Consider the following 12735-nt stretch of genomic DNA (forward strand, 5'->3'; position numbering starts at 1 on the left):
GGCGCCCTGATGGGCTGTGCCCATCGCCCGCGTCCGGCTGAGGGGGTGGGGGTGTTGAAGCGGCACACATGCCGCCTTCAGAGCCGGCCACCAGCTCCGCCGTCGCCTGGGCCACCGGCCCGCCACCGATCGCTCCACCGATCGTCCCTTGGATCGGGGCCCGGGTCTGTGGCAGCTCCTGCGTCCGGGACGGCGGGGTAACGCCGCGCTCGATGGCGGAAATGATGCCGCGCAAACGCGCGAGATCGGCCGCGGTGCGGGATGCGCGCGGAATGCTCATGACGGCCCAACCGCCTCGTGTTCACTATTTGTTCTAGATAGATTCCGGAACCCGAGGCGGGAGTCAAGGCTCTCGTCCCGCCCGTGGTAAACGCCCCGCCACTCCCTCAATTGACAAGCGCTTCACCTATAGGTGAACCTGGAAGCAAAGGTGGATCGGAGCAACCTGCCGCCCCGATACCGGACCCGGAAACGGCAGGCTCCTGAAGCAGAACACCCGCGCGGCGGCCATCCGGCATGCCGCCATGGAGAGGAAACAGATGTCCCTGCCCGCGCTGTTCCACGGCCGCCTGGCCGTGCCCGCCATCGCCGCCCCCATGTTCCTGGTCTCGGGGCCGGACCTCGTCACCGAGACCTGCCGCGGTGGCATCGTCGGCACCTTTCCGGCCCTGAATGCCCGCAGCACCGCGCTTTATCGCGACTGGCTCGACGACATCGCCGCCCGCACCGCGCCCCCTTCCGGCAGCGCACCGTTCGGCGTCAACCTCATCGTCCACAAGACCAACACCCGCCTGGAGGCGGACCTGGCGGTGACGGTGGAGAAGAAGGTGCCGATCGTCATCACCTCCCTCGGCGCCGCGCGCGAGGTGGTGGATGCGGTGCACAGCTATGGCGGGCTGGTGTTCCATGATGTCATCAGCCGCCGCCACGCGGAGAAGGCGGCCGCGGCGGGGGTGGATGGCATCATCGCCGTGTGCGCCGGCGCCGGCGGCCATGCCGGCACCCTGAGCCCGTTCGCGCTGCTCGGCGAGATCCGCCGCGTGTTCGACAAGACCCTGATCCTGTCCGGCGCCATGTCCACCGGCGCCCATATCGCCGCCGCCGAGGTGATGGGCGCCGACCTCGCCTATCTGGGCACCCGCTTCATCGCCACCCGCGAGAGCCTCGCCGCCGAGGACTTCAAGCAGATGATGCTCGCCGCCGCCGCCGAGGACATCATCTATACGGACGCCATCTCCGGGGTGAACGCCAATTTCATGAAGCCGTCCCTGGTGCGCGCCGGGCTCGATCCCGCCAACCTCGTCCGCCACGGCAATCTGGACATGGGCAACGAGGCCAAGGCCTGGCGGGACGTGTGGTCGGCCGGGCACGGGGTGGGCGCCATCACCGATATTCCCGCCGCCGCGGATCTGTGCGCCCGCCTCGCCCGCGAATATGACGCCGCCCTCGCGGCGGTGAGCGCCCGCCAGGCCGCCCGCAAGCGCCACCCGGACATCGCCGCCGTCTCCTGATGCCCCCGCGCGGCGCTTGGGCGCCAGGCCACCGGCACAAAAAAAGCCGGAGAGACCAAGCTCTCCGGCCAGACCGTGGCCGCGCGGCACAAGTTCTGCGCGGCCCGGGAGGATCCATGTCCAAGGGTCATGAGCATGACTCATGGGGACCTTGGGTCAAGCCCGCCCAGTGCTTGAGCGGACCCGCTTGGCGCCGGCCAAAGACCGGCGCCGATGGCGTCAGGCGGCGGGCTCGGCCACCTTATGGGCCGCCACCGCATGCATGGAGCCGGTCTCGCGGGCCCGCACATGCCAGGACAGGGCCTCTTCGATGAGGTGCGGGGTGTGCCCGCCCCGGGCCACCGCGCGGCCGAAATAATCCTCGATTTCGTCGCGGAAGCTCGGGTGCACGCAATTGTCGATGATCACCCGCGCCCGCTCCCGCGGCGCCAGCTCGCGCAGGTCGGCGAGGCCCACTTCGGTGATGAGGATGTCCACGTCGTGCTCGGTGTGGTCCACATGGCTGGCGAACGGCACCACCGAGGAGATGGCCCCGCCCTTGGCGATGGACTTGGTGACGAACACCGACAGATAAGCGTTGCGGGCGAAATCCCCCGAGCCGCCGATGCCGTTCATCATGTGGGTGCCACCCACGTGGGTGGAGTTCACATTGCCGTAAATGTCGAACTCGAGCGCGGTGTTGATTCCGATGATGCCAAGCCGGCGGATGATCTCCGGATGGTTGGAGATTTCCTGCGGACGCAGGATGAGGCGCGACTTGTAATCGGTGATCTTCGGCATCACCTCGTCGTGCTTGGCCTTCGACAGGGTGATGGACGAGCCGGAGGCGAAGTTCAGCTTACCGGCGTCGAACAGGTCGAAGGTCGAATCCTGGAGCACCTCGGAATACATGGTGAGGTCATAGAACGGGCTCTCGATGAAGCCGTGCATGACCGCGTTGGCGATGGTGCCGATGCCGGCCTGCAGCGGCTGGAGGCGCTCGGTGAGCCGGCCGATCTTCACCTCGTGCTTCAAGAACTCCATCAGATGCGCGGCGATGGCCGCGGTCTCCTGGTCCGGCGGCAGCACGGTGGATGCGGAATCGAGCTTCTCCGTCACCACGATGGCGGCGATCTTCTCCGGCGGGATCGGGATGAAGGGCAGGCCCACCCGGCTCTCGGGGGCCACCACCGGGATCGGCTCGCGGAACGGGCGGCGGGTGGGAATATAGATGTCGTGCAGCCCCTCCAGCTCCGCCGGCTGGGTCAGGTTGATCTCGATGATCACCTTGTCCGCCAGAATGGCGAAGGTGGCCGAATTGCCCACCGAGGTGGTGGGCACGATACCGCCCGACGCGGTAATGCCCACCGCCTCGATCACCGCCACGTCGATGGGTCCGAGCTGGTGGGTGCGCAGGTGCTCCACCGTCTCGGACAGGTGCTGGTCGACGAACATCACCTCGCCGGTATTGATGGCCTTGCGCAGGCCGGGATCGGCCTGAAAGGGAATGCGGCGCGACAACAGGTGGGCTTCCGCCATCTGCTTGTCGAGATCGTTGCCCAGCGAGGCGCCGGTGATGAGGGTGATCTTCATCGGCTCGGTCTTGGCCCGGGCGGCCAGCGCCACCGGCACGGCTTTCGCCTCGCCGGCCCGGGTGAAGCCGCTCATGCCGACGATCATGCCGTCCTTGATGAGGCTCGCGGCCTCCTCGGCGGAAACGATCTTGTCGCGCAGAGAGGCGAGGCGAATACGGTCCTGAGGCATGGCGTCGTCCCGGGGTTTCCTCGATTAGGTTGGTTCGCGCATACCCACCGTCACGCCGTCATCGGAATTCGACTTAAGACAAAGTCGCCTCAGGCGGTAATGCAGACGGGCAAGCCATGCGCGTCCTGTTCCGGTGGATCAGGAAAGCGCAAAGCCTTGCCATATGCCACTCTTTTCGCCGTCCAGGCGCAGGCGCAGGCGTCGATCAGGTCGTCCAGCCCTGCCTTGAGCGCAAGGGCGGCTTGCGCTGTGAGCGCATCAATCGGCAGACCTTCGGCCTCCAGCAAGCCCTTGCGCAAATCCAGGCCCGCCGGATTCGGGCGGTTCTTCACCTTCTTGGCCTGGCGCACGGGACTGCATCCGTTCATGGCCCAGAAGGCCACTTCCGGATGGCACTCATGCACAAAGGGCAAGAGCTCCGGACGCGACCGCAGCAGCGCGTCCACTTCCATGATCTTCGGAAAAATGTGAAAGCACTGCTTGGCCACCGCCCGGGGCGGGTTGGATGTGGCGCGGGCGGCCGCGCAGGCCGCGCGGTAGCGGGTCGCCTCGTCCACCCCGGCGCGCACCCCCGCTTCCACCGCCGCCCGGGCCGGCACCGAAAACACCGAGGATTGCCGCGGCCCGAGGTTGGGCCGCGCCAGCCGTTCCGCGGTGCGCCCCTTCGGCCCCACCGTTTCCGGCAGGCCGATGGGCATGTCGATGGCGATCATGGGGAGCGCCGCCGGCGCGCCGGCGTCGAGCAGGTCCTCCAGCCGGGCGATGCGGCTCAGCTGCAGGGCGCCGGCACCATCCCAACGGGCGCAGATCCAGCCGCCGCGGCAACCGTCGAGGCCGATGAAGGCCCGTGACGGCATCATCACTCAATCCTCGCCCGGCTTGGCCTGGGGCAACGGCATGGGCGAAGCCTGGGGAACGGGGGCGTTATAATATTTCCGCTTGGCGATGGACCCGGTTTCCAGCCCGCTGCCATGGGCAGACGGCGCATAGGACATGGGTCCCGGCGGCCGCAGGCCCTGCGGCCCCACATCCCACCCCGGCGGCAATTGGGCCGGCGGCAGCGGCGCCTGCGAGCTGGGGGCCGGCGCGGGATAGCTCTGGGGCGGATAGGATTGGGGCGGGTAGACCGGAGGCGGCTCCGCCTTCACCGGCAGCGGCTCCGGCTGCTGCTGGGGCGCCATCACCGCCGGTTCCGCCATCGGCGGCGCCGCCGCCATGGGGGGCACGTTGGGCGCCGGCATGGGACGCGGCGCGGGCTTGCAGATCATGCGACCCTTGGCGTGGCGCATGAGATCCACATGAATATGGTCGTAGTGGAAGATGTTGGAGCCCGGCGCCAGCACCGTGGTGAAACGCTCGCACGCACCTGCCTGCACCTGCAGCAGGAAGCCGCGCTCCTCCGCTGTGCCCTTCCAGCCGTTCTTCACCGTGATCCAGCGGCCATCGGCGGTGCGGAAGGCGCCCACATCGAGGGCGTTGCCAAAGGCGTGCTCGGAGATTTTCGCGCCCGCCTGACCATTCATGGTGCGGCAGGAATAAGACGACATCTGGCGGATCGCCACCACCGGCTGGCCGAGCCAGGCCATGGCGGCGGGCTCCACCACCTCCTTCACCCAGGCATCGGTCTCCCGGATAACCGGGCAGGCCAGCCGCGCGGACGGTTCCACCACGACATTGCCTTCGGCGAAGGCGCTGACGCGGAATGGATACTCCATGCCGCACGACCCATTGCCGTCAATCGCGGGCAATGGCTCCATGAAGGCGGAAGGCACCACGCCCTTCTCCGCCAAGCACTGCTCCTCGGCCTCGACGCGCCAGGCCTCACGGCCGCTATCGCCGAAGCGGCAGCCGGTGAGGAGCCCCATGCACACGAGCGGAGCGACAAGATACCAGGAAACGCCGCGCATCATGCGCCGCACACTGGCCGATGCGATCTTGCGAACAGGTTAAGGACCAGCCGATTTGCCGCCGCCGACGGCGGATTCCCTCCGCCGCCGTGTCCTCATCCACGCCAGCATCAGCAGGCAGGCGCCTCTTCGCTCGCCGCGGTGACATGCGAGCGGACAGGCGCCGCGCGCATGCCGAGGCGTTGCAGCAGCGCCGCGTCCCGGTCCCGGTCGGGATTGGCCGCCGTCAGCAGCGTGTCGCCGGTGAAGATGGAATTGGCGCCCGCCAGGAAGCAGAGCGCCTGCATCTCATCGCTCATGGCCTCGCGCCCCGCCGAGAGCCGCACCACGCTGCGCGGCATGAGCAGGCGCGCCAGCGCCACCAGCCGCACGAAGGCGATGGGGTCCACCGGCGCGGCCCGGTCCATCACCGGCGCCCCGTCGATGGGCGTCCACATGTTCAGCGGCACGCTCTCCGGCGGCTCGTCCAGGCCGGCGAGCAGCACCAGCATGGCGATGCGATCCTCCACCTCTTCACCCATGCCGACGATGCCGCCACAGCACAGCCTGATGCCGCCGGACCGCACCTGCGCCAGGGTCTCCAGCCGATCCTCCAGGGTCCGGGTGGAAACGATCTGCGGATAGAAGGCGGGGGAGGTGTCGACGTTGTGGTTGTAATAGTCGAGCCCCGCCTCGGCGAGGCGGGCCACCTGCGCCGCCGAGAGCATGCCCAACGTCACGCAGGCCTCGAGCCCCAGCGCCTTCACGCCGCGGATCATGGCGCATAGCGCCGCCATGTCCCGGTCCTTGGGGGCGCGCCAGGCCGCCCCCATGCAGAAGCGCGTGGCCCCGCCGGCCTTGGCGCGCCGGGCTTCCGCCAGAACCGCCTCCACCGCCATCAGCCTCGACGCCTGGACCCCGGTATCCCAATGGGCGCTCTGGGCACAATAGCCGCAATCCTCCGGGCAGCCCCCGGTCTTGATGGAGAGCAGCGTCGCCGTCTCCACCGTCTGCGGATCGAAAGACTGGCGGTGGGTCAGTTGCGCCTGCAGCAGCAGTTCCGGAAAGGGCAGATCGTAAAGGGCCCGCGCCTGCGCCAGCGTCCAGCGGGGCGCCGCGGCCGGCGCGCGCACGGCCGGGGTCATCGGCCCAGCCCCGCGCGCAGGCGGGCGCGCAGACCGGCGGGCAACAGGCCCAGGCCCAGCGCCAGCACGGCGATGTCGATCAGATCGCTGAGAAGGAAGGGGAACAGGCCCAGCGGCAGGATCCGCCCGGCGGGGACGAACAGGCCCAGCCACGCCAGGCCGCACGCATACACCACCACGAGCCCCACCAGCATGGCCCCGAAGCGACCAAGGATGGCGCCTGCCCGACGGGCCGAAGCCCCCGCGCTATCGAACCGGCGCGCCAGGTGCCCGGTAACGCCGCTGGCCAGCAGGAAGCCGAGCAGATAGCCCCCGGTGGGCCCGACCATATAAGCGAGCCCCAGGCCCCGCTCCGGCGTGCCGGAAAACACCGGCAACCCCGCCGCCCCACAGGCCAGATAGGCCAGGAAGGTGACGGTGGCGCGCGCCGGGCCCAGCACGAGAGCGAGCGCCATCACCGCGAAGGTCTGCAGGGTCAGCGGCACCGGCCAGAACGGCACATGCAGTTTGGCGCTGAGGGTGAGCACGCCGACCCCCAACGCCACCACCGCCGCCCGCCGCAGCGCCTGCGGGCGGCGCGCAGTTTCCTGTGAAAGAGCCGTCTCCATGCCGAACCTCATTTATAGATAATTTTTACAACTATCTATAATGAATCCACGATAGGGCCGGAAAAGCAAGGCACGCTATCTATAATTTCAACCAGACCGCTCAGCCGACGATGGCGAAGGCGTCGCGCCGCCGCCCGCCCACGCCCGGCACCGGCCGTCGGCCGATCCATTGCACATGCCGCGCCAGCGTCGCGCAGGCTGTCTCCACATCGCCTTTGCGCAGGGCCGCCAGGATCGCCCGATGGTCGTGATCGGTCCGCGCCTCCCAGTCCGACCGCCAGGCGGCGAACAGGAAGCGCGCGCTGGCGGCGTGCAGGTCGTCGATGGTCGCCAGCAGCCGCGACATGCCGCACGGCTCCAGAATGAGACGATGGAAGCGGCGATTGGCCTCCTCCCACGAGCGCACGTCGCGGGATTCGTCACCCGCCCGGGTCGCGGCCTCGGCGGCGGCGAGGATCGCCGGCGTCACATGCGGCGCCGCGTGCCGCAGTGCCAGCACCTCCAGCGCCGCCCGCATCTCCGCCACCTCCTTCACCTCCGAGAGATCGAAGGCGGCCACCCGCACGCCGCGCCGCGGCTCGCTCACCGCCAGCCCCTGCGCCTCCAGGCGCCGGAACGCCTCGCGCACCGGCACATGGCTGGCGCCGAACTCCACCGCCACGTGATCCTGCCGCAGCCGGGCGCCAGGCTCGATCTCGCCGGCGATGATCCGCTCCGCCAGGGTGCGGCAGATCCGTGCCGCCAGGGTCTCTTCCGATCGCGCTGTCATGATTTTATAGATAATCTGCGTCGCCCCGCCTGTCGACGCCGCGGGCGCCGGACCAGCCCACCACCGGCGGATGCGTCGGGCCCGCCGCAAGCTTCCGGATAGGCCACTCCACCTTACCTCTCATTGGGTTGCGGGCGGATTGCATCTGGTGTGCGCGGGCAAATTGATATGTTATATGCCGCTGCGTCGGGCGGTGCCGATCGCCCGGCTCTGACCTCGTCGGGAGATGTCGTCCACCGGCCCTCTCGAGGACATTCAAGGCCGGTTGGACACGCCCGCCTCCGGGCTGGGCGCATGGGCAAGGAGACTAGGATGAAAGCGGCTCTCATCGTGGGCGCCATGGCGCTTGCTCTGGCGGGATGCAGTGAATATTCGCGTTCCGATCGCGCGGTGGGCGGCGCCCTGATCGGCGGCGGCGCGGGCGCGGCCATCGGCGCGGCGGCCACCGGCACTGGCACCGGCGCCCTGGTCGGCGGCCTGATCGGCGCTGGCACCGGTGCCATCGTCGGCGCCGAGACCACCCCCAAGGCCTGCTGGGCGCGCGATCGTTACGGCAATCGCTATCGGGTTCAGTGCCCCTGAGCGCCGCCGCTGCGGCTGCTTGCGCACGACCATACGAAAGGGGCGCCCAGCGGGCGCCCCTTTTGCTTTTGCCCCATGAGTGGCCCCATGAGTGGCCCATCATGGGGTCGATGACCGGCCGATGCCGACCCTGCGCCCTCTAAGGCACCGTGGGTCCGCGACGAAACAAGCCGATGACCGCAGACGCGACAAACAAGATCAGCGCCACGAAAAAGATCAGTTTCGCGATCTCGATGGCTGTTCCCGCAATTCCGCCGAAGCCGAGAACGGCGGCGATGAGTGCGATAATGAGAAAGCTGATCGCCCACCCAAACATGATCACCTCCAGTGCTGAACATGCGCTGCAGCGATACCTGTTTCTGTGCTGCACATCTGCATGATGAAAGTTGTCATGCCCTCTTCAACGCAAAATGTGGGAGCCTGTTCCATCGCAATGCACGTCACGGGATCGGGCAACGGAGCCGCCGCGCGCGGGGAACCGCCTGCCACCACAGGCGTTGTACACGCACCAACGAGCATGGAGGCCCCCATGAACGGCATGAGATCATCCCCCACGGCCCCCACCGGCCGGCCGCCCATCGGCTACGACCGGCTGGAGTTCGCGCCGCAGGACTGTGGGCGCGACTTCCCCTCCCCACCGCGCCGACGGCGGGTGGGTGACGAGGAGCGCGCCCACCTGCGCCGCGTGACGGCGGACCTGCGAGCCCAGCCGGGCGATGACCACCAGCGCACCGGCTCCGACCTCGACATGGACAGCGAGGCGCCGCCAGGCGACGGCTCCTCCCGGCTCTATCGCGACTAGGCCGCGGCGATTCAGCCGGATCACGGCGCCCCAGGGGCGGCACCCTGGTTGCCTTATGGCCATCAGGGTGCCAGATGTAAGCCATTGCCTGCGGCAACAGGCGCGCCGGGCCACCGGCAAGCCGGACTTGAAGGCTCGACGGGGCATGCGAGTGGAGTGTGGCGGCCCGTCCCAAGGGGCCATCACGCGAGGTCCGACCGCCGCGCGCCGGCCTGCCGCCAAGGTCCGTTCATCCTGGCAGCGCCCCTGCGCGGGTGCGGCCCTCGCGTTTCATTTGATGTGTCGATCTACGCCCATGACCAAACAGAACCAGCGAGACATCCGCGCCATGCGCATGCCCCATCGACGCGACATCTCCGCGCGGCAGGATCTTTTGGGACGGGAGCTGCGCCAATTGTTTGACGATTATGCGCAGGAGTCCGTACCGGACGAATTGGAGAGCCTCGCCCGTCGGCTGCAGACCGCCTTGACCGACCACCCCAAGGACGAGGCCCGGCACGACGAAGCGCCCCAGGATGAAATGACGAAACGCGGGACGCCCCAGGAGGAGACAGCGCCCACGCCCGCCGGGACGACGCCGCCCACCGAGGGCCGGGACGAGACCTGACAGGGCGCTCGCCAGCGCAACCCAGCTCACCGCCCCAGGACGTCGTACACCACCTCATCACGCCCGCATGTTCTCGAACAGATAGATGCCCGGTTTCACCCCTGACGCTGGGAACCCTTGCGGACCAAACGCCGAAGACCCGCCGCAAGGCCGACACCTCCCGTTCAGCCGCAGTTCGCGCAGGACCACGGCAGCATCACCCGACGCAGCAGATGAGGCCTGATCGCCGGTCGGAAGAGCGGCTGTGTTCAGCGCCCCCCGGCATGCGGGGCAGCAACATGTCCCGGCAACCAACACCATGAGGGCGGCGCCGGGCCAGATGCGCGGAATGCAAACGGACGCTAGAGCTTCAGCCCCGCGCTCCGCTTCTTCGCCCGCTTCCCATCCTTGCCGTTGGGATCAATTTGGCTGCAGTGCAAGAACGCGCCCTTCGCAGCCTTCAGTTGGCCGAGCTCCTGCAGAGCCACCCCCCAGAAATACCACGCATCGGCGTGCGCGGGGGCGTAGACGATCGCATTCCGATAGGCGTTTTCCGCCGCCGCCGACCGGCCGAGCTTGCGATAGCAGTGCCCCAGCTGCACCCAGGTGAGGAAAAGTGACGGTCGCAACAACAGCGCCTGGCGATATTCATTGCAGGCCTCAAGCCACTTTTCTGCCTGCTTATACTTGCCGCCGCGCAAGATGAACGCTTCAACCCTTTGCGTGATGCGCTTTTCTGACAGCCCGTTGAGAAAGCGCGTGAGGCCGTCGGGCGCCCGGGTCTCATCGGCACCGTCCGCAGAAAGACAGGCCGGATCATAAGCCACCGGCACGACGCGCTGGCTGGCCTTTTCCGCCGCCGACACGCGCTTCGTCAGTTCCGCAATCTCCCAGAAGCGTTCATCCACGCTCCGCTTCAGCGTGTCGATTTCGTGCTGTGCCGCGACGCGCCCCTCCTCCAGCCGGCTGCGCGTGCCTTCGAGATCACGCATGGCCTGCGCCAGAAGCGCCTCCTTCTGGGACAAATCTTCCGTCAGCCGTGCGACCGACTGCTCTGTCGCATCGCTCGCCGACACGCGCTTCGTCAGTTCCGCGATTTCCCAGAATCTCTCATCCAGGCTTTGCTTCAGCGCATCGCGTTCGCTGGACAGGGCCGCGACCACTTTCGGATGCCCCGCCTTGAGGACCTCGCTTTCCGCGCGCAGGTGTTCCAACTGGCTGCGGGCGTCCGCCAGTTCCTCCGTGGCACTCTCCAGCGCCGCACTCTTCTGCGACAGCTCTTCCTTCAAACCTGGAAGCGACCGGCTCGCATCTTCCGCCGCGAAGATGCGTTTTGCCAACTCCGAAATCTCCCAGAAGCGGTCATCCAGGCTCTGCCGAAGCGCATCGCGTTCACCGGAAAGCGTGCGGATCGCTTCCCCATGCTCCCGCTTCAGGGTGCCGATTTCCTCGTTCGCCGCGACCCGCTCCTGTTCCTTTCGGCTCCGGAGCTCATCAAGATCGCGGCTGAGCGCTGCCAGAACAGCATCCTTCTGGGCCAGCACCTGAGAGAAGACGCTCAGCTGCGTCGTCAGCTCCCGCTCGCGGAGCTGTTCCTCGCTGAGCCGCCGATCGCGCTCATCCAGCAGAGTGGACAGGCGGGCGTTGTCCTTGGTCAGCTCGACGCTTCGCTTCTCCGCGACGTTACGGGCCGCATCCGCCGCGATCTGCGCCTCCCGCCGCTCCTCGGCCACAACCTCCCTTTGCTTCAACGCCTCCCGCGCATCCCGCGCCGCCGCCGAAGCCGCCTCCACCTCACGGCCGCGCTGCCCGAGGTCGCTCCGCAGCTGCGCGTTCTCCTGGCGCAGAGCTTCAAGGCTCTCGCTGGCGCGGGCCAGGGCACTGCGCCCCTGCTCACAATCGCGCTCAAGCTCGGCCACGCGCGCATCCCGCGCCGCCTGTAGTTCGCTCAAGGCCTGCTCGGAGGCCACCACACTCCCGTTCAGGCGGGCGCACTCCGCCTGCAGCGCCTCCACCTGCGCGGCGAGGGACGACAGCGTCCGCCCCCCCTCCTCCAGCTGGCTCTTGGCCTGTGAAAGCTCCGCCTGAACTGCACCGACGCGCTTCCGCGTCCGCACACCGGCGCCGATCAGCGGCGACAAATTCGTGATACCCGAGGCGAATTCTTCCCGAATTGCGTCCAGCGCGGAAAAATCCTGCGGCCGCTCGCCATCCGCGACCCAGCTCTCCAGAATGCCATAGACATCCCGCAGCCACGCGGGGTTGGCGTGATTTGTCAAAATCTCCGCCCGCGGCGCCCGATTGTGCCGCAGGCTCGGAAGCAGGAACTCACCGATGCCGGCGGCCACACGCTCCGACAAGCGCGGCCAACGAAAGCCGAGATGCCGGCTCATGCCCTCGACGACACCCGCCCAGTCATCGAGAAGACGGTCGTAGGAGGTGAAGCTGCGCGTCATGCCACGACTGTCATGCTCCGCACTCAGAACATGACCGAGCCAGATCAAGCGGCCGAGGTCCGGCTCGATGCCGTTGCGCTGATAGAGCGACTGGCCGACGTCCTGCGGCCCACGATGAATGTGAACGACAACCGGACGAATCCCCTCCGCCTCCAGCACCCCCCGCCAGAACGGCAGCAGGCGGCAGATCCGCGGGTCCTTGAGGACGAAGAGGGGCGACTGCCCAAATTCACGCCCCAGAGCATCGATCGCCTGGCCCTTGAACATCTCGGCGTGCGGCGTCTCAAGCCAATCCCGACTAAATGGAAGCCAGTCATCCCAAGTCGAACCCGCCGACTCGAGAATCGCATTATTCAGATCGCGAACGGTATTTGATTCAAAGTAACCCTTCGGATTCGGCGAATGCGGCGCCATCAGGTCCTTCGGCAGATCGCAGCCCAGCTGTGCCAGAACCCCCGCCAGCGCGGATGTCCCCGACCGATGCATCCCCAAGACAAGAACCGCGGTGCGCTGCGTGGGCTGTCGAATGGAACCCTCCACCTGGGTCATCTCCATGGCGTCCCGCTCTTTCCTGTCTCTCACATCTGCATCGGGCCGATCCGGGGATCTAGCACGGACGGGGACAGCGCCGCCACATGCAAAGTCAT

12 protein-coding genes are annotated in these 12735 nt (G+C 67.8%); 4 read left to right on the top strand and 8 right to left on the bottom strand.

Features of this window, described 5'->3' with window-relative positions:
- Positions 1–539 precede the first annotated feature (539 nt).
- Positions 540–1511 (top strand): NAD(P)H-dependent flavin oxidoreductase, encoded by a 972-nt coding sequence (locus tag MEU52_RS08495; protein WP_238120390.1) that lies wholly within the window; start codon positions 540–542, stop codon positions 1509–1511.
- Between the two features lie 219 nt (positions 1512–1730).
- Here the strand turns inward: MEU52_RS08495 and MEU52_RS08500 are convergent, their stop codons facing one another.
- From MEU52_RS08500 to MEU52_RS08525, 6 genes are all read right to left on the bottom strand, one after another.
- Positions 1731–3254, bottom strand: coding sequence for a succinate CoA transferase (locus MEU52_RS08500; protein ID WP_238120389.1), 1524 nt, complete (start codon positions 3252–3254; stop codon positions 1731–1733).
- An 89-nt stretch (positions 3255–3343) separates the two neighbouring features.
- Positions 3344–4114: a DUF429 domain-containing protein gene (locus tag MEU52_RS08505; protein ID WP_238120387.1), complete on the bottom strand. Its 771-nt coding sequence runs from the start codon at positions 4112–4114 to the stop codon at positions 3344–3346.
- Between the two features lie 3 nt (positions 4115–4117).
- Positions 4118–5164 carry an extensin-like domain-containing protein gene (locus MEU52_RS08510; protein WP_238120385.1) on the bottom strand — a complete coding sequence of 349 codons (1047 nt, stop codon included), beginning with the start codon at positions 5162–5164 and terminating at the stop codon, positions 4118–4120.
- Between the two features lie 107 nt (positions 5165–5271).
- Entirely contained in the window at positions 5272–6285 is a 1014-nt protein-coding gene (gene bioB / locus MEU52_RS08515; RefSeq protein ID WP_238120384.1) for a biotin synthase BioB, read from the bottom strand.
- A complete protein-coding gene (locus tag MEU52_RS08520) occupies positions 6282–6893 on the bottom strand; it encodes a biotin transporter BioY (protein WP_238120383.1) in 612 nt (203 codons plus the stop codon). Before MEU52_RS08520 ends, bioB begins: the two co-directional genes overlap by 4 nt.
- Before the next feature lie 100 nt (positions 6894–6993).
- A complete protein-coding gene (locus MEU52_RS08525) occupies positions 6994–7662 on the bottom strand; it encodes a GntR family transcriptional regulator (protein WP_238120382.1) in 669 nt (222 codons plus the stop codon).
- 312 nt (positions 7663–7974) lie between these two features.
- Here MEU52_RS08525 and MEU52_RS08530 point away from each other — a divergent pair, with 312 nt between their 5' ends.
- Complete coding sequence (locus tag MEU52_RS08530) at positions 7975–8244, top strand: glycine zipper domain-containing protein (protein ID WP_238120381.1); 270 nt, start codon at positions 7975–7977, stop codon at positions 8242–8244.
- 139 nt (positions 8245–8383) lie between these two features.
- Here MEU52_RS08530 and MEU52_RS08535 read toward each other — a convergent pair whose 3' ends face one another.
- Positions 8384–8560: a DUF1328 domain-containing protein gene (locus MEU52_RS08535; protein ID WP_238120380.1), complete on the bottom strand. Its 177-nt coding sequence runs from the start codon at positions 8558–8560 to the stop codon at positions 8384–8386.
- 213 nt (positions 8561–8773) lie between these two features.
- Between MEU52_RS08535 and MEU52_RS08540 the strand changes: the two genes are divergently transcribed.
- Together MEU52_RS08540 and MEU52_RS08545 are read left to right on the top strand one after the other, a co-directional pair.
- Positions 8774–9046, top strand: coding sequence for a hypothetical protein (locus MEU52_RS08540; protein WP_238120379.1), 273 nt, complete (start codon positions 8774–8776; stop codon positions 9044–9046).
- 295 nt (positions 9047–9341) lie between these two features.
- Positions 9342–9653, top strand: a complete 312-nt coding sequence (locus MEU52_RS08545; protein ID WP_238120378.1) for a hypothetical protein — start codon at positions 9342–9344, stop codon at positions 9651–9653.
- Between the two features lie 341 nt (positions 9654–9994).
- Here the strand turns inward: MEU52_RS08545 and MEU52_RS08550 are convergent, their stop codons facing one another.
- Positions 9995–12643 carry a hypothetical protein gene (locus tag MEU52_RS08550; protein WP_238120376.1) on the bottom strand — a complete coding sequence of 883 codons (2649 nt, stop codon included), beginning with the start codon at positions 12641–12643 and terminating at the stop codon, positions 9995–9997.
- Positions 12644–12735 lie beyond the last annotated feature (92 nt).

This window comes from Xanthobacter sp. NM-25 (assembly GCF_022138605.1).
Classification (GTDB): domain Bacteria; phylum Pseudomonadota; class Alphaproteobacteria; order Rhizobiales; family Xanthobacteraceae; genus Xanthobacter.

Coding starts and splice junctions, on each gene's coding strand:
- MEU52_RS08495 (WP_238120390.1), top strand. CDS start 540: ATGTCCCTGCCCGCGCTGTTCCACGGCCGCCTGGCCGTGCCCGCCATC.
- MEU52_RS08500 (WP_238120389.1), bottom strand. CDS start 3,254: ATGCCTCAGGACCGTATTCGCCTCGCCTCTCTGCGCGACAAGATCGTT.
- MEU52_RS08505 (WP_238120387.1), bottom strand. CDS start 4,114: ATGATGCCGTCACGGGCCTTCATCGGCCTCGACGGTTGCCGCGGCGGC.
- MEU52_RS08510 (WP_238120385.1), bottom strand. CDS start 5,164: ATGATGCGCGGCGTTTCCTGGTATCTTGTCGCTCCGCTCGTGTGCATG.
- bioB (WP_238120384.1), bottom strand. CDS start 6,285: ATGACCCCGGCCGTGCGCGCGCCGGCCGCGGCGCCCCGCTGGACGCTG.
- MEU52_RS08520 (WP_238120383.1), bottom strand. CDS start 6,893: ATGGAGACGGCTCTTTCACAGGAAACTGCGCGCCGCCCGCAGGCGCTG.
- MEU52_RS08525 (WP_238120382.1), bottom strand. CDS start 7,662: ATGACAGCGCGATCGGAAGAGACCCTGGCGGCACGGATCTGCCGCACC.
- MEU52_RS08530 (WP_238120381.1), top strand. CDS start 7,975: ATGAAAGCGGCTCTCATCGTGGGCGCCATGGCGCTTGCTCTGGCGGGA.
- MEU52_RS08535 (WP_238120380.1), bottom strand. CDS start 8,560: ATGTTTGGGTGGGCGATCAGCTTTCTCATTATCGCACTCATCGCCGCC.
- MEU52_RS08540 (WP_238120379.1), top strand. CDS start 8,774: ATGAACGGCATGAGATCATCCCCCACGGCCCCCACCGGCCGGCCGCCC.
- MEU52_RS08545 (WP_238120378.1), top strand. CDS start 9,342: ATGACCAAACAGAACCAGCGAGACATCCGCGCCATGCGCATGCCCCAT.
- MEU52_RS08550 (WP_238120376.1), bottom strand. CDS start 12,643: ATGGAGATGACCCAGGTGGAGGGTTCCATTCGACAGCCCACGCAGCGC.